An 18042-nucleotide genomic window follows, 5' to 3' on the forward strand; every position below is an offset into this window, starting at 1 on the left:
TGCGGTGGGGTGGCCACGGAGCGGTCCGCCGCCCAGTAGACAACGGTCACGCGGCACGCAGCCTGCGCGTCGCGGGTCGGTCCGAAGGGCGGGCGGGCCGTTCCGTCTTTTCTGCCCTTTTCCAGGGCTCGGGGCAATCGCGATTGTCCGCAATGCCGGGTCCGTCACCGGCCCGGGCACCCCAGCCGCGGTGTGCGCGTTGTACGGTCCTGACATCTGCGTGAAGCGACCCGTCCAGTGCGTCCCCGGGTGCGTCTTCGGCGTTCGCGACCAGTGCCCCGCCAGGCGCGCCGGTCACCCACCTCGCGGAAGGGCGGTGCGTTGAGGCTCGAGGACGGCATAGCGTCCCGCTCCCAGCCGGACACGACCACCACGGCCGAGCCGGATGGTCGTGCGACCCGCTGGCTGCGGTTCCTGCTCGCGGTGGCGTCCGGAGTGGCGCTGGCGGCGGCGTTCCCGCCGTTCGGCTGGTCGTGGACCGTTCCGTTCGCGGTGGCCACCCTCACGCTGGTCTGCAAGGGAACCCGCATGCGCACCGGCGCGCTGCTGGGACTCGGCTTCGGCCTGGGCTTCTTCGTCCTGCTGCTGCAGTGGGTCCGAGTGATCGGCGCCGACGGGTGGCTCGTCCTCAGCCTGGTGGAAGCGTTGTTCGTCGCCGTCCTCGGCGCCGCGCTCGCCCTCGTCACCCGGCTGCGCTGGTGGCCGCTGTGGGCGGCGACGCTGTGGGTCGGCATCGAGTTCGCCCGTTCCTCGTTCCCGCTCGGCGGATTCCCCTGGGGCCGGCTCGCCTACGGCCTGGCCGACACGCCGCTGGCGGCGCTGGCCAGCGTCGGCGGGGTCCCGTTCGTCACGTTCGTGGTGGTGCTCGCCGGCAACCTCCTGCTGTGGGCAGTGGTCGCCAGTGGCCGGCCGATCGTCGTCCGGCTGGGCGCCGTGGCCGTGGCCGCGGCACTGGCGTTCTGCGGCGCGCTGGTCCCGCTGCCCACCGACGGCAACGGCACGGCCACCGTCGCGATCGTCCAGGGCAACGTGCCTGCCCGCGGAATCGAGGCGCTGGGCCGGGCCCGCACCGTGACCCGCAACCACCTCGCCGCCACCGAAGACCTGATGCGGGAGGTACGCGCCGGCAAGGTCGCCAAGCCCGCGTTCGTTCTCTGGCCGGAGAACTCCACCGACATCGACCCGTTCCACGACCAGCCCACCCGCGCGATCGTCGACCGGGCCGTGCGGGACGCGGGGGTCCCGATCCTGGTCGGCGCCATCCTGGACGGGCCCGGGCCCAACTACCGGCGTACGACCGGAGTCGTCTGGGACCCCACCACCGGGCCGGGCCAGATCTACGCCAAGCAGCACCCGGTGCCGTTCGGGGAGTACATCCCGTTCCGGCGTGAGCTGCTGCCCTACATCGACCGGCTGAAACTGGTCGGACGGGACACCTACGCCGGCAAGGAACCCGGCAAGATCAGGATCGCCGGCTACCACGCGGGCCTGGTGATCTGTTTCGAGATCGCCTACGACGGGATCGTCCGGCAGGTGGCCAACGGCGCGGCGTCGCAGTTCCTCACCGTGCAGACCAACAACGCCACCTACACCGGGACCGGCCAGCCGCAGCAGCAGTTCGCCATCACGCGACTGCGCGCGGTCGAGTACGGCAAGGCTGTCCTGGTGGCCTCACCCAACGGCATCAGCGGCTACATCGCCCCCGACGGCCGGGTGGTGGCGCAGTCGAAGGAGGCCACCCGGCAGGTGTTCGTCGAACGCGTTCCGCTGCGCACCCAGGCGACGCTCGCGGCCCGTCTCGGACCGGTGCCGGAGTGGGTGCTCGCCCTGGCCGGGCTCGCGGGGCTGGCCGTGGCGGTCGACCGCAGACGGCGCGGGGTGGAGGCGGACGACGAGGAGTTCGCCGGGTCGACGGGCGGGGGAACGCGGTGACCGGAACCAGCGAGCAGCACGTCGCCGGGCTCGGTTCGATCCTGGTGGTGCTGCCCACCTACAACGAGGCCAGGAACCTCGAGCGCACCGTCGGCAGGGTGCGCCGTGCGGTCCCGGCCGCGGACATCCTCGTCACCGACGACGCCTCACCGGACGGCACCGGGCAGATCGCGGACCGGCTGGCCGCGGAGGACCCGCAGGTGCACGTCCTGCACCGCGCGGCGAAGGAGGGGCTCGGCACCGCCTACAAGGAAAGCTTCGCGTGGGGCCTCGCCCGCGGCTACGACGTCCTGTGCGAGATGGACGCCGACGGCTCCCACCAACCGGAGGAACTCGCCAAGCTGCTGGCCGGCCTGGCCGACGCGGACCTGGTGATCGGCTCGCGCTGGGTGCCCGGCGGCCGGGTGGAGAACTGGTCACAGTCGCGCGAGTTGCTGTCCCGCGGCGCCAACCGCTATGCGCAGCTCGCCCTGGGGGTCCCGTTGCGGGACGCGACGGCCGGGTTCCGGGCGTTCCGCCGCGCTACGTTGGAGGGCGTTGGCCTGGACGACGTGGCCTCGCTCGGCTACTGCTTCCAGATCGACCTCGCGTGGCGGGCGCTGCAGGCGGGCTTCCGGGTGACCGAGGTGCCGATCGTGTTCCGCGAACGCGAGTTCGGTGACAGCAAGATGGACCTCGCGATCATGATGGAGTCCTTCCGCCGGGTCGCCGTGTGGGGTATCCGGCACCGGCTCCAGCAGGTACGCGGCCGGGCCGACGGGGCCCGCGTGTTGTCCCAGAGGCGGAGGTGAGCTCATGGTGGTGCTCATCGTGCTCGCCCTGATCGCCGTACCCGCCCTGGAGATCTACGTCGCGGTACAGGTCTGGCAGCTCATCGGCTGGTGGACCCTCGCGCTGCTGCTCGCCGGCAGTGGCCTGGGCGCCTACCTCGTGAAGCGGGAGGGCCTGCGCACCTGGGCGGCCCTGCGGGCGGCGGTCGAGGACCGCCGGGTCCCCGACCGTGAGGTGCTGGACGCCGGGCTGGTTCTCACCGGCGGAGTGCTGATGGTGCTGCCCGGGCTGGTCACCGACGTGGTGGGCTTCCTTCTGCTGGCGCCGTTCCTGCGGCCGGTGTCCCGGCGCGCCCTACGGTGGGGCGTCGGGCGAGGCGTCAGCCGCCGGGTCGGCGTCGTTTCCGGCCAGAGCTGGCAGGTGAGCCGGTACCTCCGAGGCGGGCCGGGCGGATCCGGTACGTCAGGCGGGCCGGGCGCTTCCGGTGAGGCCGGCCGTGGGCGCCCGCCGGTCATCGAGGGTGAGGTCGTGTCCGGCGACACCGGTCACGGCGACGCCCGGGATCGGCCGCACTAGGCCCTGCCCGGGCCGGCCGAACGGCCCACCTGCCCCCGGACAGCGTCGAACCGTGCCGCCGGGGGTGCGGCACGGTTCGACGTACGTACGGGTGATGCAGGTGATGGCCGGTACCGGCCGGGCGCGGGGCTCACGCGTCGTTGCGCAGCAGCCCGCCCGGACCGGTCTCAGGCGCCCTTGCGCTGGCGCGGCGGCTTCGGGGTCTTGCCACCCGCCGATGCCTCGCGGTGCAGGTGCTCCGGGCCGATCTGGCCGGACCGCAGCAGCTCCAGGCGCTCGGAAAGGAGCTGCTCCAACTCGTCGATGCTGCGGCGTTCGAGCAGCATGTCCCAGTGGGTGCGCGGGGGCTTCACCTGCTTGGACTCCGGACGGTCACCGTCGACGCGGACGGCCTCGGCGCCGCATCGCGGGCACTCCCACACCGCCGGCACCTCGGCGTCAGCGGCGAAAGGCAGGTCGAAGTGGTGGGAATGCGGGCAGTCGTAACTGACCAGCTGGCGCGGCGCGGGAGCGATCTCCCGGTCGTCCTCGTAGCTCGCCGCCCCGAGCCTCGAGCCTCGTAGTGCTCGCTCCGACATAAGCTCTCCATCCCCCTCCATCGTGTATGGACCTCGATGGGCCTAACGTCTGGGCCCCCACCCAGGATTCCCCGCACGGGTAGGAGTGAATCTTCGTACCGGTTCGTCCCTTTCGGGTCAACCCGTCGTGACCGGTTCGTGCCCGTTCGGTGTTCGGCCGGTGACCGGCTGGTGCCCATGGTGACCGGAGAGACCTCCCGGTGACCGGCCAGAATACTCCGCCGGCCTCAGATCACCGCGGGTGACTCGTTGCCGGCGTCCCGGACCGCCCGCTGCGGATCGACCTTCGCCAGCAGCACGAACCCGACCACGAAGAACACCGCGAGGGCGATGATCGCCGGCCGGTAGGAGTGGGTGACCTGGTGGACGACGCCGAAGACCAGGGTGCCGAGCCAGCTCGTCCCGCGTTCGCAGGCCTGGTACAGGCTGAAGTACTCCGCCTCCCGGCCGCGCGGGACGAACTGGCTGTAGAGCGAACGCGACAACGCCTGGGTCCCGCCCAGTACGATGCCGATGAGCACACCGAGGATCAGCAGCGGGGCGACCTGACGGACGGGCAGGAAGTACGCCGCGACGACCACGGCCACCCACACCCACAGGGCGGCGAGGATGGTGCGGCGGCTGCCGACCCGCGCGGCGATCCGGCCGAACAGCAGCGCGCCGCCGAACGCCACGAACTGCACCAGCAGGATCGTCGCGATCAGGACGCTCTCCCCGAGCCCGAGCTGGCTGGAGGCGTAGACCGAGGACGCGTAGATCACCGTCTGCACGCCGTCGTTGAAGAACAGGTACGCGAGCAGGAACAGCAGCGTCATCGGGTAGGCGCGGGCCTCGCGCAGGGTGGTGAACAGCTGCCCGACGCTCTGGCGTACGAACGTCCCCCGCTCCGGCACGACCGCGACCGGCGGCCGGTTGTGCAGTCCGAAGTACGGGATGAGCGTGAACGCCCCCCACCACAGCCCCGCCGACAGCAGGCTGATCCGCACCGCGGTCGAGGTCGAGATGCCCAGCACGGTGTGGCCCTCGACGATGACCAGATTGACCAGCAGCAGCAGGCCCCCGCCGAGGTAGCCGAGCGCCCAGCCGCGGGACGAGACGCGGTCGCGTTCGTCGGGGGTGGAGATGTCGCACAGCAGGGCGTCGTACACCACGATGGAGGAGGCCAGGCAGAGGTTTCCCACGAAGAGCAGGCCCACGCCGAGCTGCCAGTTGGTCCCGGTGACGAACACCATCGCGGTCGCGGCGGCCGCGCCGGCCCAGGCGAACCCTGCCAGCAGCTGCTTGCGATGCCGGGACCGGTCGGCGGCGGCGCCCACCATCGGAAGCACCAGCGCCGACAGCAGGGTGGTCGCGGTGATGACGTACAGCGGCAGCGACCCGGGGGACACCGGGATGCCGAGGACACGCAGGTTGGCCGTGCAGGGGTTCTCCGGCGTGCCGGGCGCACCGCAGGCCGCGGTCTCGGCGATCGAGGCGAGGTACGGGCTGAACAGCACGGTGAGGACCGTGGTGACGTACGCGGAGTTGGCCCAGTCGTAGAAGTACCACGCGCGCTGCTCACGTCGCCGGGCACCCGCGTCCGGGACCGGTGTCGCCGCAGTCGTCGTCGCCATACGACCGATCATGACGCCCAAAGGCCCCGGGCGAGGAGCACTTCGCGAAGAGTGTCGATGCGGTCGGTGATCAGCCCGTCGACACCGAGGTCGAGCAGGGCTGTCATCTCGTCGGCGTCGTCGATCGTCCACACGTGCACCTGCTTGCCGAGCGCGTGTGCGCGGTCGACGAACCCCTCGGTCACCACGCGCAGGCCGCGGTATCCGACCGGGACCTGGACGCAGGGCGCCGGGCCGACCAGGAGGGAGCCGAGGAAGGCCGGCAGCGGGAGTTTCAGCAGGCCGACCCCGAGCGGGGCCAGGCCGGTGGCCACCCGCGGGCCGAGCAGGCGGCGGGCGGCGGCCAGCCGGGCACCGGAGAACGACGAGACGCACACCCGGTCGTGCGCGGCGGTCCGGGCGACCACCTCCGCCAGCGGGCGGACGGCGTTGGCGTGCTTGACGTCGATGTTCACCCGTGCTGACGGCCAGGTGCCCAGGATCTCCTCCAGTTGGGGGATCGGCTCCCGCCCGCCGATCCGGGCCCTGGCGACCTCCGCGTAGGGCAGCTCGTCGATCCGGCCGGTTCGGTCGGTCACCCGGTCGAGGAGGTCGTCGTGGAACGCGACCAGTACGCCGTCGCTGGTGGCGTGCACGTCGGTCTCGAGGTAGCGGTAACCCAGCTCGACCGCGTTGGCGAACGCGCGCATGGAGTTCTCGATCCCCTGGTTGGGGGCGTACTTCGCTCCGCCGCGGTGGGCGAAGGCGAGGGGCAACTCCGAGTGGAGGTACGGGTAGGAACGCGGCGGCGTGGCTGGCACGCCGGAAAGGGTATGCGGTGCCGGCCGGTCCGGTACGGCATCGACGATCACGAGCCGATCACGAGGCCGTCGCGGGTGGCCGGTAGGCCCTCCGAGGGCTGCGAGCCGGGGCGCGATCGTCACTTTCTGCCATCAACCCAGGGTTGACGCTGGCATCGGGTCAACCTAGGGTTGACGGCATGACACCCGCACCCAGCCTCCAGGACCTCATCGAGACCGTCCGCCGCGACGCCGGGGACGACGAACTCGACCAACTGGCCACCGCCCGCGCGATGGTCAACGACCTCAGTGAGACCGGCGACGCCCTGCTCGGGCACTACGTCGACCGGGCCCGCCGCAGCGGCCGGTCGTGGACCGAGATCAGCAACATGCTCGGCGTCACCAAGCAGGCCGTGCACAAGCGGTTCGCCGGGCCGTCGGTCGAGGGCTTCGAACGCTTCACCACCCGGGCCCGCGCCTGTCTTTCCGCCGCCGGCGACGCGGCACGGGCGCTGGGGCACGGCTACGTCGGCACCGAGCACCTGCTGCTCGGCCTGTACGCCGAGCCGGAGAGCATCGCCGCCCGGATCCTCACCGAGGCCGGCACCGGACCGAAGGCCGTCCGCGCCGCCGTCGTGGCCCGGCTCGCGGCGATCGCCACGCCCGGGGCGACGGAGAGGGCCGCCCCTCCGGCGGGGCAGGAGCTGCCGCGCACGCCCAGGGCGAACGCCGCCCTCGGCGCTGCGGTCACCGAGGCCCTGGAACTCGGCCACAACTACATCGGCACCGAGCACCTGCTCCTCGGGCTCTACCACGACGCCGGCTCGATCTCGGCCCAGGTGCTCGCGGAGCTCGGACCGGACAAGCAGACCGCACACGACAAGGTCGTGGAGATCCTCGCCGACTTCACCAACCCGCCGAGTGATCCCGCCAACTGACCTGACCGTACGACGCGACCGTGGGTGGCCGGGGAGTACCGGCAACCCACGGTCGCGGACCGCTTCGGCGTTGGTGGGTCCGGGCTACGGCGCCCACAGCTCGAGTTCGGTCAGGCCGATGTAGACCCCGTAGTTGACCGGGTTCTGGTTGGTGCCGACCAGCCGGAACCCGGCAGCGCGGACGGGAGTGAAATCGACCGCGTTGAACCCGGCCGCCGGCTGCGCGGGGGAGCGGCCCGTCTCGTGCACCGGGGTCCAGCCGGAGCCGTTCCAGTACTCGATCGTGTAGTCCTTCGGCGGTTTGACACCACCGTTGTCGTTGTAGAAGTGCAGCGTGATCCGGCTCGCCGTGACCGCCCGGTCGAAGCGGACGGCGTACCAGTCCTGGGCGTTCTTGGAGTTCCACGACGTCCAGCGCGGTGAGTCGGCGTAGGAGCCGTCCAGCGGGCCGAGCACGGTGTCGCCGGGATAGGTGTACGACGCGGTCGGGGTGACCGTCAGGCCGAGTGCGGAGGCGTCGGAGAGCAGGTTGGCGTTGCGTACCTCCACCTCGCGCACCTCGACGCTCCCCCCGGCCGGGGCTTTCAGCGTCAACCTGAGCTTGCGCGTCTTCACCGTGTCGAACCGCACCGTGGTGCGACCGGCCGCCGGCGGTGCCGGGCTGACCGTGGTGTTGGAGACGTCCAGCCAGTCGCTGCCGGTCCAGGCCTGCACGCGGATGCCGGCCGGCGCGGTGTCGGCGGATCCCGCGTACAGCGTGACGGTGTTGACCGGGCGGGCCCGCATCAGGTCGACCGCGACCCAGGGGGAGGTGCCGGCGGCCGAACGCCAGGCACTGTCGGCGCGCACCGACCCGTCGACCAGCGACCACGCGTCACCGGTCCCGGTCGAGGCGGACGGCACCGGTGTACCGAACGGCGCCTTCGCACCGAGCGCGTTGCCGGCGAGGTTGCCGGTCGACACCGGGGCGAACTCGGCCAGGCCGACAGCCTTGCCGCCACCGGGGTTGCCGATCACGACGCGAAGCCGCTGCGTGCTCACCGGGTCGAACGCGATCTCGTCGTGCCCGGTCGCCGGAGTGGCGGGGGACGGGCGGGCGTTGTCGACCGGCTGCCAGTCCTGGCCGGTCCAGTACTCCACGGTCGCCTTCGTCGGCGCGGCGAATCCGTCGCCGGAGCTCAGGTCCAGCCGCAGGGCGTCGACCGTACGCTCCACCTCGAAGTCCACGCCGTAGAAGTCGGTGGCGTTCGGCGAACCCGCGGTGGACCAGGCGGCGCCGTCGGTCCGGCCGTCCAGCGGAGCCCACCGGGACGCGTCGTCGCCGGTGGACGCCAGCGGCGACGGCTCACCCTGCGCGGCCGGGTTGAGGGCCAGGTCGGGCGCGACGTCCGGGGTGACCGGTGCGGTGGTGAAGGCGAGCGCGTCCAGCCACACGCGGTACGGACCGCCGGTCGCCGACGTGCGTACCTCCACCGCGTGTACGGCGCCGAGGTCGGGGTGGCCGGTCACCTTGCGGGTCCACGCCTTGTCCCCGGCCAGCGGTACGACGACCCGCTGCCAGCCGCCGCGCGCCTCGGCGTAGTCCAGCGACCACGGGCTGAGGTAGTTCTTCGCCGGGGTGTACTCGACGTAGTTGCCGTCGTCCTCCACCAGCCGGATGGTCGGCTGGTTGCCGTCGAAGCCGTCGCGTACCTCCTGCTCCGACGCCATCCAGAACTCCAGCCGGTCCGCCTTTCCGGTGTCGATCGCACGGCGCGGCTGGTAGCGCCAGGTGACGTCGTGCGCGGTGCCGGACAGCCGGATCGAGGACCGGCCGAGCAGTGCGCGCGTGGGATCGGGGGCGACGGCAGCGGTGGCGCCGGGGTCACCGGCGTCGTCGGAGGTGACGCGTGCGGACCAGGCCCCGCGGTCGGACACGTCGGTGCCCTGCTCGCCTCCGGGTGCCAGCACGTAGACGTCGCGATGGTCCAGGCCGGCCAGCCCGCCGTCGTCGACGGTCAGCCCGACCCGGTGGAAGCCCGGGTCGAGGAAGCGGTGGGTGACCGTGGCGTCGGTGGCGACGTCACCGTCGCCGAACTCCCAACGGTAGGAGAGCTTTCCGCCGTCGGCGTCGGTGGAGCCGGACGCGTGGAAGGTCACCTCGTCGCCGGCGTGCACGACGGTCGGCGTCATCGCGGCCTTGGCAACGGGCGCGTTGGCGCTGGCCGCGCCGTCGAGGGTGAAGACGCCGGACACGTGCGCGTCCTGCTTGATCGCGCCGGAACCGTTGCCGGTGATGGTGTTCGCGCCAAGGGTCAGCCAGCGGGCGTCGCGCATGTAGATGCCGTACGTCGTGTTGTTCTCGATGCGGTTGCGCTGGATCACCCAGTGGTAGGCGGGGTAGTCCGGGAGGTAGCCGATCGCCACCCCGGCGGAGGTGTTGTCGTGGACGTGGTTGCCGTCCAGCACGAAGTGGCTGGAGGAACCGTTGACCACGGCGATGCCGGCGTTGCCGAACGGCTCGGGCGCGTTCTTGTTGTCCCGGCCGTTGTAGGCCGCCTCGTTGCCGACAAGGACCGTGTCGTCGGAGCTGCCGAGCCAGAAGCCGTAGCTCGCGTGGTTTCCCTTGTTGCGTACGTAGGTGTTGCCCGGAGACCACGACTCCCACGCGTTGTTGTGCGCCCAGGAAGCGTCGTTGCCCTCGAAGTAGTTGCCGGTGGAGACGACGCCGTTGAGCGGGCGCAGGAAGACGCCGTCGCCGCCGTAGGTGAAGTCGTTGCCCAGAACGCGGTTGTCGTTCGAACCGGTCTCGATCAGGGCACTCGTGGAGTCACGCGCGTGCGTCTCGCCGGGGGCGATCCGGATTCCCCAGCTGAAGTTGTTGTCCTCGATCCGGTTGCGGGAGGCCGACCACATCTTCAGGCACACGTTGGAGCAGTGCGAGAAGTCGTTGTGGCGTACGAGATTGTCGTCGGCGTAGTGCAGAGCCAGGCCGTTCCAGTTCTCGTGCGCGGTGTTGTCCTCGATCCGGGAGTTGCTCACGTGCTCCAGCAGGACCGCGCCGGCGAGCTTGCCGTCGCCCCAGCCGTACTCGGGATCGGTGTAGTTGCCGGAGAACGTGTTTCCCCGGATCGTCCAGTCCCGCCCGGAGCGTACGTGCAGGGCGGTCTCGAACCCCGACACCGACAGGCCGGTCAGGGTCGCCCCGGACACGCCCGTCGCGGAGACGCCGGTGCCGGTGAAGCTGTCCGGCTTGCCCTTCTGGCCGGGTCCGCGCAACGTCACGCCGGTGGCGTTCACGTGTACGTCGTCGGCGCCGATGACGATGCCCTTGCCCGAGGTGAAGTCGTACACGCCGGGTTTGAACGTGGTGTCGTGCGTGATCACCATGCCGGGTTCGGGTTCGACCAGCGGTGCCGCGGCCGAGGCGGGCAACGCGTTCGCGGTGGCGAGCAGGAGGGCTGCCCCCACTGCTACGACCACATGGCGGGATGCGGGCACTGTCGGACTCCCTCGAAGGCATGGGCGAGCGGCGGGAAAGAGCGACCGGTGAATCAAGATCGACAAGCGATTCCGGCACGTTCTAGTCCGCCGCTCGCCGCGACGTCAAGGTGCGGTTGCCGAATTAACCGTTGTTGGCTGCGTATTCGGATGAGAAACCTGTTTCCCTTGGTGCTGCAGCCTGAATTTGGGAAAACGTTTCCCAAACTCAGTTGTGGGCTCCGCGTGTGGGTGTACGCAGGACCGCGAACGCCACGAGGAACGCGGCCGCCAGGAGTCCGGCACCGACCGCGAAGGCGAGGTGGTAGCCGCCGGTGAGTGCCACGGACTCGTGCGCGCCGGCGTCGCGCAGGTCGGCGGTGCGGGCGGCGGCCAGAGTGGACAGGACGGCCACCCCGAGTGCCATGCCGATCTGCTGGGTGGTGTTGAACAACCCCGAGGCCAGCCCGGCGTCGTCGTCGCTCGCGCCGGACATGCCCAGCGAGGTGAGGGCCGGCAGGGCGAGGCCGAAGCCCGCGGCGAGCAGCATCACCGGCAGCAGGTCGGTGAGGTAGTGCGGATGCACGGGTACGCGGGTCAGCAGCGCGAGCACCCCGAACAACAGGGCCAGGCCGGTGAGCAGAACCGCGCGCTCACCGAAGCGGGCGTTGAGCCGCGCCGAGACCCCGAGCGAGACCGCACCGATCGCGACGGCCGCGGGCAGCATCGCCAGGCCGGTCGCCGCGGCGCCGTACCCGACGACGCGCTGGAGGTACTGCGCGACCAGGATCTGGAACGCGAAGCACGCGGCGACCATCAGGACCTGAACGAGGTTGGCTCCGCTGACGGCGCGTGAGTCGAGGATGCGTAGAGGCATGAGCGGGGTGACGGCGCCGGCCTGCCGGCGTACGAACGCGGCGAGCAGCGCGACCGAGAGTGCGCCGAGCGCCAGCGTGGTCGGCGAGCCGGCACCGTGGCGTTCGATGGTGACGACGGCGTAGATGCCCACCGTGAGTCCGGCGGTGACCAGCAGCGCACCCGCGACGTCGGCTCCGGCCCGCAGGCCGAGACCGCGCTCGCCGGGAAGCACCCTCACCGCCAGCGCCAGGGTCGCGAGGCCGATCGGCAGGTTGATCCAGAAGATCCAGTGCCAGCTGAGAAAGTCGGTGAGGACGCCGCCGAGAACCTGTCCGATCGAGGCCCCCGCGGCGCCGGTGAAGCTGAACACCGCGATGGCCGAGGCGCGCTCGCGCGGCCGGACGAACAACGTGACCAGGATTCCCAGGCTCACCGCGGCTGTCAGGGCGCCGCCCACGCCCTGGGCGAAGCGGGCGGCGACGAGCACCGCCGGCGTCTGTGCCACACCGGCCACGACGGAGGCTGTCGTGAACGCGGCGAGGCCCGCGACGAACACCCGTTTGCGGCCGAGCAGGTCGCCGAGCCGGCCGGCCAGCGGCAACAGGCTGCCGAACGCGATGAGGTACGCGTTGACGACCCAGCTCAGGCCGGCAGGGGAGAAGCCCAGGTCGTTCTGGATCGCCGGCATCGACACGGTCACGATGCTGCCGTCGAGGACGTTCATCAGCATCCCGGCGGCGAGAACGACGAGGGCGAGTCGGCGGCGGGATGTGTCGGGAGCCGTGGGCTCTGTCGGCGGAGGCGGCGGGGAGGACGGGTGTGATGGCGAAGCTGCGGTCACGGACATGCGTGGTCCCTTTTGTCGTACGAGGCTGATGTGCGGACTGAAGAGACCGTAGCAGATAGTTCTGTTACAGACTATCTGTCTCGGGTGTGATGCGGGATGGCCGCTTGGGCGGGATGGGCAAGACGGCATTTTCACTGGGCGTGAACGGGATTCCACCCTGTGGGCAAAGGCTTCTTGTCGGTGGTGGCCGATAGCATTCGATCATGTCTTCGAGCAGCTGGGATGTCCCGACCGGTGGTGCCGCCGGTCGGGTCCAGGCTGCGCTCGACCAACTCGACGCTTCTCTCGACGACGCGTGGGTGACGCCGAGGGGCTTCCTGGGCGCGGAGGAGGTCGGGTCGCTGATCGCGCAGGTGCGGGCGAGGAAGGCCCGCCTCGAAGCGCTGGAGTTGGCGTTGGTGCGCCAGGCCGAGGCCTGTGACATCGGCAAGTTGACCGGTGCACCGAACGCGACGGTCTACCTGCGGACGGCTCAGCGGATGAGTCAGCACGAGTCCTCCGCCGCGGTCGGCCTGGCCCGTGACTTGGCCAAGGAGGTGCGGTTGACCGGGGAGGCGCTGGCGGCCGGTGTGGTGTCGGTGCGGCAGGCGCAGGTCATCGCCGACGCCGTCAAGAAGCTCCCCGAGTACGTGGGCCTGGACGAACGTCACCGGGCCGAGGAGTTCCTGATCGCCAAAGCCCGGTTCGCCAACCCCGACGAGCTACGGGTGCTGGGCGAGTCATTGCTGGAGCGGATCGCCCCGGAAGAGTACGACCGGCTCATGCGGGAGGAGCTGGAACGCAAGGACCGCAAGGCCGAGCAGAAGCGGTCACTTCGGTACGTGCCGAACGGCATCCCCCAGTCGGAGTCGGTGCACATCACCCTGCCGGCGTGGGAGATGGAACTGCTCCGCAAAATCATCGAACCACTTGCGGAGCCGGTCAAGGGGACCGAGCCGGACCGGCGGCCCATCGACCAGCGCCGCGGTGACGCGTTCGCCGAAGCCCTCGGCCTGCTCGCGGCTGCGGCGACCGCACCCGTCCGCGGCGGCAGACCGCCCCAGGTCGCGGTCACCATCCCACTGGAAGCGATGCTGAAAGGCACGGGCGCGGGAACGATCGACGACACCGCAACCGTGATCCGGCCCAGGCCGTGCACCTGCCCCTGCACAGACCCCAAATACGCCACCACCAAGAAAACTAACGTCGGGGAGCCAAAGCCGGAGGAGGCAGGAGGTCAGGAGGAACGTCAAGCAGGTAAGGAGAAACGGCGATCACCTGGTACCGGCTCCCTGGCGGACGGGACACCACCACCGCGAGCACCCGGGCAGCCACCACAACCGAACACCGAAGCGGAGCAGGAGCCCGGGACTGGCGCGGCGGGGCCGGAGGATGCCGTCGGGCCGGAGGGTGCCATCGATCCCCACGATGGGTGCCCGACGTGTGGAGGCGGCGGATCAGCCCGATACCTCGGCAGCGACGGACAGCCGATCTCCGCCGCCACCGTGCGCCGGTTGGCGTGCGAGGCCGACCTGATCCCCGTGGTCCTCGGTGGGGATGGGCAGGTGCTCGACCTGGGCCGTTCCGACCGGTTCTTCCAAGAACACCAACGCCGTGCCCTCGCCATCCGCGACGGGAGCCACTGCCACTTCCCCGGCTGCACCATCCCCGAACCACGCTGCGTCACCCATCACATGACCGCCTGGGACCACGGCGGTCCGACGGACCTGGCGAACGGGGTGCTGTTGTGCCGCTACCACCACCTCGCCGTCCACCACAAAGGCTGGCACGTCCGCATGGGCACCCACGGCCACCCCGAGTACGTACCCCCGGAATGGTCGGACCCGCAGCGGCGGGTACTCCGCCCGTGAGACCGGGCCGCGGCGGAGCTCTCACAGCAATCTCACGGCTGGCACAAAGGAGGTTCTCAACCCGCGAACGCACGCTCGAAGTCAACCGGCCGCACCAGAAGCGACCGGACGAGCTTTCGGGCGGATGCGATGGATCAGATGAGATCACCGGGCGGGGGCGCCCCGACGGCCCGGGACCGAGGTCTGGGGCGGATCAGGGCGCTCACCCTGTGGGTGGGCGTCGGCGCGACCGCTCTGGCGGCCGGAGTCGGGGTGGCGCTTGCGAACAACTCCGCCGCCGAAACGGGCGGTACGACGAACACCAACTCCTCGACGGACGGCTCGACCAGTGGGTCCACCGGTGACGACTCGGTGCAGGCTCCGGACACGGCCCCGCAGGCGCCGCAGCAGGACTCCGGCCAGGGTTCCGACCAAGGCTCGGGCCAGGGCTGGAGCCAGGGAACGGACCAGGGCTCCGGCCAGCAGCCCGGCGTACGGTCCGGTGTGTCGTGACCGGAGGCCGAGGGCAAGGCACGGCGGGACAAGGCACGGCGGGACAAGGCACGGCGGGACAAGGCGCGGCGGGACAAGGCGCGGCGGGGCGGCTGGAGTTCGCCGCGCTGGGCACGACCGCGACCCTCCTGGTCACCGACCCGCTCCGGCTGACGGCGGCGGGGGAGGTGCTGCGTTCGGAACTGAACGCCCTCGACCAGGCCTGCAGCAGGTTCCGTCCGGACTCGGAGATCCGCGCGGTCGAGCGTTCGGCCGGCCGGTGGACGCCGGTGAGCCCGATCCTCACCGACGTCCTCGCGGCGGCACTACGGGCGGCCAGGATCAGCGGCGGGCTGGTCGATCCCACCGTGGGCCGTGCCGTCGAAGATCTCGGCTACGACCGCGACTTCGCCGCCGTGCCCGCCGACGGCCCGGAGCTGCCGCAGCAGCCCACACCCGCGCCCGGTTGGTGGCGCGTACGACTGGACGTGGCACGCGGGCGGGTGCTGGTGCCGCCCGGTGTCCGGCTGGACGTGGGCGCCACCGCCAAGGCGTGGGCAGCCGACCACGCCGCCCGTTCGGTCGCCACCGACCGGTGTGGCGCGCTGGTCAGCCTCGGCGGTGACATCGCGCTGGCCGGACCCGCACCGGAAGGCGGCTGGCTGGTCATGGTCGGCGACGACCACGCCACGGCCGGAAGTCCGTTCGGCGAACAGGCGATCACCCTCGTCTCCGGCGGGCTGGCGACCTCCGGCGTCACCCGGCGGACCTGGCGGCGCGGGCACCGCACACTGCACCACATCGTCGACCCGCGTACCGGCGACGTGGCGCCGCCGTTCTGGCGGACCGTCACGGTGGCCGCGGCGTCCTGCCTGGACGCCAACACCGCGAGTACGGCAGCGGTGGTCCGCGGCGCCGGCGCACCCGGCTGGCTGGCCACGCATCGGCTGCCCGCCCGGCTGGTCGGGCGCGAGGGGCGAATTCTCCTCACCGCCGGCTGGCCCGCGGCGCGCCGATCGGAGGTAGGAGCATGAACGTCAACGTGCTGTGGTTCGTCAGCCGGGCGACCGGACTGGTGGCGCTTCCGCTGCTGACCATGAGGTTCGTCCTCGGCATCCTCGGCCCCCTGCGGGTGGGTGAGCGGCGCCGGCAGCGGTTCGTCGTGGCCGGCCTGCACCGCAACGTCTCCCTGCTGTCGGTCGGCCTGGTGGCGGTGCACGTCGCGAGCACGATCATCGACGGGTACGTCCCACTGAGCTGGGCCGACGCGGTCGTGCCCGGCATTGCCGGCTACCACACGTTCTGGACCGCCCTCGGCACGCTGGCCCTGGACCTGATGTTGCTGCTCATCGCCACCAGCCTGCTCCGGCCGCGCATCCCGTACCGGCTGTGGCGTGGGGTGCACTGGGCGGCCTACGCCTGCTGGCCGCTCGCCGAGGTGCACGGGCTCGGTGTCGGCACCGACAGCCGCGCCGGCTGGCCGCTGGTTCTCGCGCTCGGGTGTCTCGTCGCGGTCCTCACCGCCGCGGTCGTCCGTTGGCTGGCCGCACCCAGGGCCCAGCCGGCACCCGCGCACACCTCCACTTCTTCCGTGACGGCAGGCGTTCCGGTGTCGCGGGTGCGCGCCGTTCCCACACCACGTGAGGTACGACCATGACCACGAGCACCACTGCGACGGGGCAGACCGGCCAGCCACCGGACGGCACCGCGAGCACCTCGGAGCCTCCGCCCTCCCTGCCGCGGCTGACCTCGGGCTGGGCAGGCGCCGCCGGCACGGTGTCGCTCGCCGACCACCTGAACCGGCACGGCGGCCCGCTGCGGCCCGAGCCCGGCCACGTTCTGGACGTCGTACGCCGATCCGGGCTGCGCGGCCGCGGCGGTGCCGGCTTTCCCACCGGGCGCAAGCTGTCGGCCGTGGCCGCCGAGGGACGCCGGCCCGGGCGATGGCGGCGGCCGGTCGTCGTGGTGAACGGCTGCGAAGGAGAACCCGCCAGCGGCAAGGACCGCACACTGCTGGCGTACTCACCGCACCTGGTCCTCGACGGAGCCGCCTACGCCGCCGCCGGCGTGGGCGCGGACGAGGTGTTCGTCTGCGTACACCGGCACACCGCGACCGAGGCCGGGCTGCGCACCGCCGTCGCCCAGCGCCGGGACGACCCGGTGCGCTGGCACGTGGTCGGCGTACCACCGAGGTACGTCGCCAGCGAGGAGTCGGCGCTGGTCCACTTCCTCGACACCGGCGACGCCCGGCCGACGAGCACGCCGATACGGCCGGCCGAGCGGGGGGTAGACGGCCGGCCGACGCTGGTCGACAACGTGGAGACCCTGGCGCACCTGGCGCTGGTCGTGCGCCACGGAGCGGAGTGGTTCAGGTCGGTCGGCACGCCCACCGACCCGGGCACGACCCTCGTCACTGTCGGTGGAGCGGTCCGCCGGCCGGGGGTGTACGAGATCGTGCTGGGCACGCCGCTCGGGTCGGTGCTGGCCACGGCCGGTGCTGTACCGGGCGAGCCGATCGGTGTGGGCGGCATCGGCAGCAGTGGAGGCCTGGGCAGCAGTGGAGGCACCGGCGACGTGGCCGGCACAGGTGATGCGGTCGTGGCGGCGCTGGTCGGCGGATACTTCGGCGGCTGGGTGCCGCTGCCCCGCGACGCCGGCGTGCCGCTGGGCCACGACCCGGCCGGGCCGCACGCCACGCGGCTGGGTGCCGGCGTGGTGGTCGCGTTGTCCGGGCACTCGTGCGGGCTGGCCGAGACCGCCCGGGTCGTGCGGTACCTCGCGGAGGAGTCGGCGGGGCAGTGCGGACCCTGCGTCTTCGGTTTGCCCGCGGTGGCGGCCGACCTGGAGGCGCTGGCCGCCGGACGAGCCGACCGGGACCTGCTCGACCGGCTGCACCGGCGACTGGAGGTGATACCCGGCCGCGGCGCGTGCCGGCACCCCGATGGTGCGGTGGGGTTCGCGCGCAGTGCGCTGCGGGCGTTCGCCGCGGACGTGGAGCGGCACGCGGCCGGTCGCCCCTGCCGGGGAGTGGGGCACGCGCCCGTCCTGCCGGTGCCGGCGGCCCCACGCCACCTGGTGGGAGGACCTCGATGAGCGCCAGGCGGGAGCTCGCCCGCGCCGTCGGCGGGAACACGGTGGCACTGCGGGTCGACCCGATCGCCTGCGAGGCGCACGGGCTGTGCGCCGAACTCCTGCCCGAGGCCGTCACGCTGGACGAGTGGGGTTACCCGATCGTGGACGGGCGGCGGCTCACCGCGCAGGAGGTACGCCATGCCCGGCGGGCCGCGGCCGCGTGCCCGACCCTGGCGCTGCGGCTCGAGCGGCTCGCCGTCAGCCCGGTCGAGCCGCCACCCGTCTGATGCGTGTCAGG

Annotated in this window: 15 protein-coding genes; 10 read left to right on the plus strand and 5 right to left on the minus strand. The window is 71.8% G+C overall.

The window, feature by feature from the left end:
- The first annotated feature begins 321 nt into the window (after positions 1-321).
- The 3 genes from lnt to F4554_RS13430 are packed head-to-tail and all read left to right on the plus strand — an operon-like array spanning position 322 to position 3279.
- Positions 322-1932, plus strand: a complete 1611-nt coding sequence (lnt, locus tag F4554_RS13420; protein WP_179787691.1) for an apolipoprotein N-acyltransferase — start codon at positions 322-324, stop codon at positions 1930-1932.
- Positions 1929-2723, plus strand: coding sequence for a glycosyltransferase (locus F4554_RS13425; RefSeq protein WP_179787692.1), 795 nt, complete (start codon positions 1929-1931; stop codon positions 2721-2723). The genes lnt and F4554_RS13425 overlap by 4 nt, the downstream gene beginning before the upstream one ends.
- Before the next feature lie 4 nt (positions 2724-2727).
- The gene (locus tag F4554_RS13430; RefSeq protein WP_179787693.1) at positions 2728-3279 is read left to right on the plus strand and encodes an FxsA family protein; all 552 of its coding nucleotides are present in this window, start codon (positions 2728-2730) and stop codon (positions 3277-3279) included.
- A gap of 167 nt (positions 3280-3446) precedes the next feature.
- Here the strand turns inward: F4554_RS13430 and F4554_RS13435 are convergent, their stop codons facing one another.
- The 3 genes from F4554_RS13435 to F4554_RS13445 form a co-directional block, all read right to left on the minus strand.
- On the minus strand, positions 3447-3857 hold the full coding sequence (locus F4554_RS13435; RefSeq protein ID WP_179787694.1) for an RNA polymerase-binding protein RbpA: 411 nt from the start codon (positions 3855-3857) through the stop codon (positions 3447-3449).
- Positions 3858-4084: 227 nt separating this feature from the next.
- On the minus strand, positions 4085-5470 hold the full coding sequence (locus F4554_RS13440; RefSeq protein WP_179787695.1) for an MFS transporter: 1386 nt from the start codon (positions 5468-5470) through the stop codon (positions 4085-4087).
- An 8-nt stretch (positions 5471-5478) separates the two neighbouring features.
- Positions 5479-6270 (minus strand): glycerophosphodiester phosphodiesterase, encoded by a 792-nt coding sequence (locus F4554_RS13445; RefSeq protein WP_179787696.1) that lies wholly within the window; start codon positions 6268-6270, stop codon positions 5479-5481.
- 179 nt (positions 6271-6449) lie between these two features.
- Here F4554_RS13445 and F4554_RS13450 point away from each other — a divergent pair, with 179 nt between their 5' ends.
- Positions 6450-7187, plus strand: a complete 738-nt coding sequence (locus tag F4554_RS13450; RefSeq protein ID WP_179787697.1) for a Clp protease N-terminal domain-containing protein — start codon at positions 6450-6452, stop codon at positions 7185-7187.
- A gap of 84 nt (positions 7188-7271) precedes the next feature.
- Here F4554_RS13450 and F4554_RS13455 read toward each other — a convergent pair whose 3' ends face one another.
- Positions 7272-10637: a galactose-binding domain-containing protein gene (locus tag F4554_RS13455; RefSeq protein ID WP_179787698.1), complete on the minus strand. Its 3366-nt coding sequence runs from the start codon at positions 10635-10637 to the stop codon at positions 7272-7274.
- A gap of 238 nt (positions 10638-10875) precedes the next feature.
- Positions 10876-12351 (minus strand): MFS transporter, encoded by a 1476-nt coding sequence (locus F4554_RS13460; RefSeq protein WP_179787699.1) that lies wholly within the window; start codon positions 12349-12351, stop codon positions 10876-10878.
- A gap of 203 nt (positions 12352-12554) precedes the next feature.
- Here F4554_RS13460 and F4554_RS13465 point away from each other — a divergent pair, with 203 nt between their 5' ends.
- From F4554_RS13465 to F4554_RS13490, 6 genes are all read left to right on the plus strand, one after another.
- Complete coding sequence (locus F4554_RS13465; protein ID WP_179787700.1) at positions 12555-14201, plus strand: HNH endonuclease signature motif containing protein; 1647 nt, start codon at positions 12555-12557, stop codon at positions 14199-14201.
- Positions 14202-14339: 138 nt separating this feature from the next.
- Positions 14340-14693, plus strand: a complete 354-nt coding sequence (locus F4554_RS13470) for a hypothetical protein (RefSeq protein WP_179787701.1) — start codon at positions 14340-14342, stop codon at positions 14691-14693.
- Entirely contained in the window at positions 14690-15706 is a 1017-nt protein-coding gene (locus F4554_RS13475; protein ID WP_202889275.1) for an FAD:protein FMN transferase, read from the plus strand. Before F4554_RS13470 ends, F4554_RS13475 begins: the two co-directional genes overlap by 4 nt.
- Positions 15703-16329, plus strand: coding sequence for a ferric reductase-like transmembrane domain-containing protein (locus tag F4554_RS13480; RefSeq protein ID WP_179787702.1), 627 nt, complete (start codon positions 15703-15705; stop codon positions 16327-16329). The genes F4554_RS13475 and F4554_RS13480 overlap by 4 nt, the downstream gene beginning before the upstream one ends.
- Positions 16326-17765, plus strand: coding sequence for an NADH-ubiquinone oxidoreductase-F iron-sulfur binding region domain-containing protein (locus F4554_RS13485; protein WP_179787703.1), 1440 nt, complete (start codon positions 16326-16328; stop codon positions 17763-17765). The genes F4554_RS13480 and F4554_RS13485 overlap by 4 nt, the downstream gene beginning before the upstream one ends.
- On the plus strand, positions 17762-18031 hold the full coding sequence (locus F4554_RS13490; RefSeq protein ID WP_179787704.1) for a ferredoxin: 270 nt from the start codon (positions 17762-17764) through the stop codon (positions 18029-18031). Before F4554_RS13485 ends, F4554_RS13490 begins: the two co-directional genes overlap by 4 nt.
- The last annotated feature ends 11 nt before the right edge of the window (positions 18032-18042 follow it).

The sequence above is a fragment of the Actinopolymorpha rutila genome (assembly GCF_013407855.1).
GTDB classification, from domain to species: Bacteria; Actinomycetota; Actinomycetes; order Propionibacteriales; family Actinopolymorphaceae; genus Actinopolymorpha; species Actinopolymorpha rutila.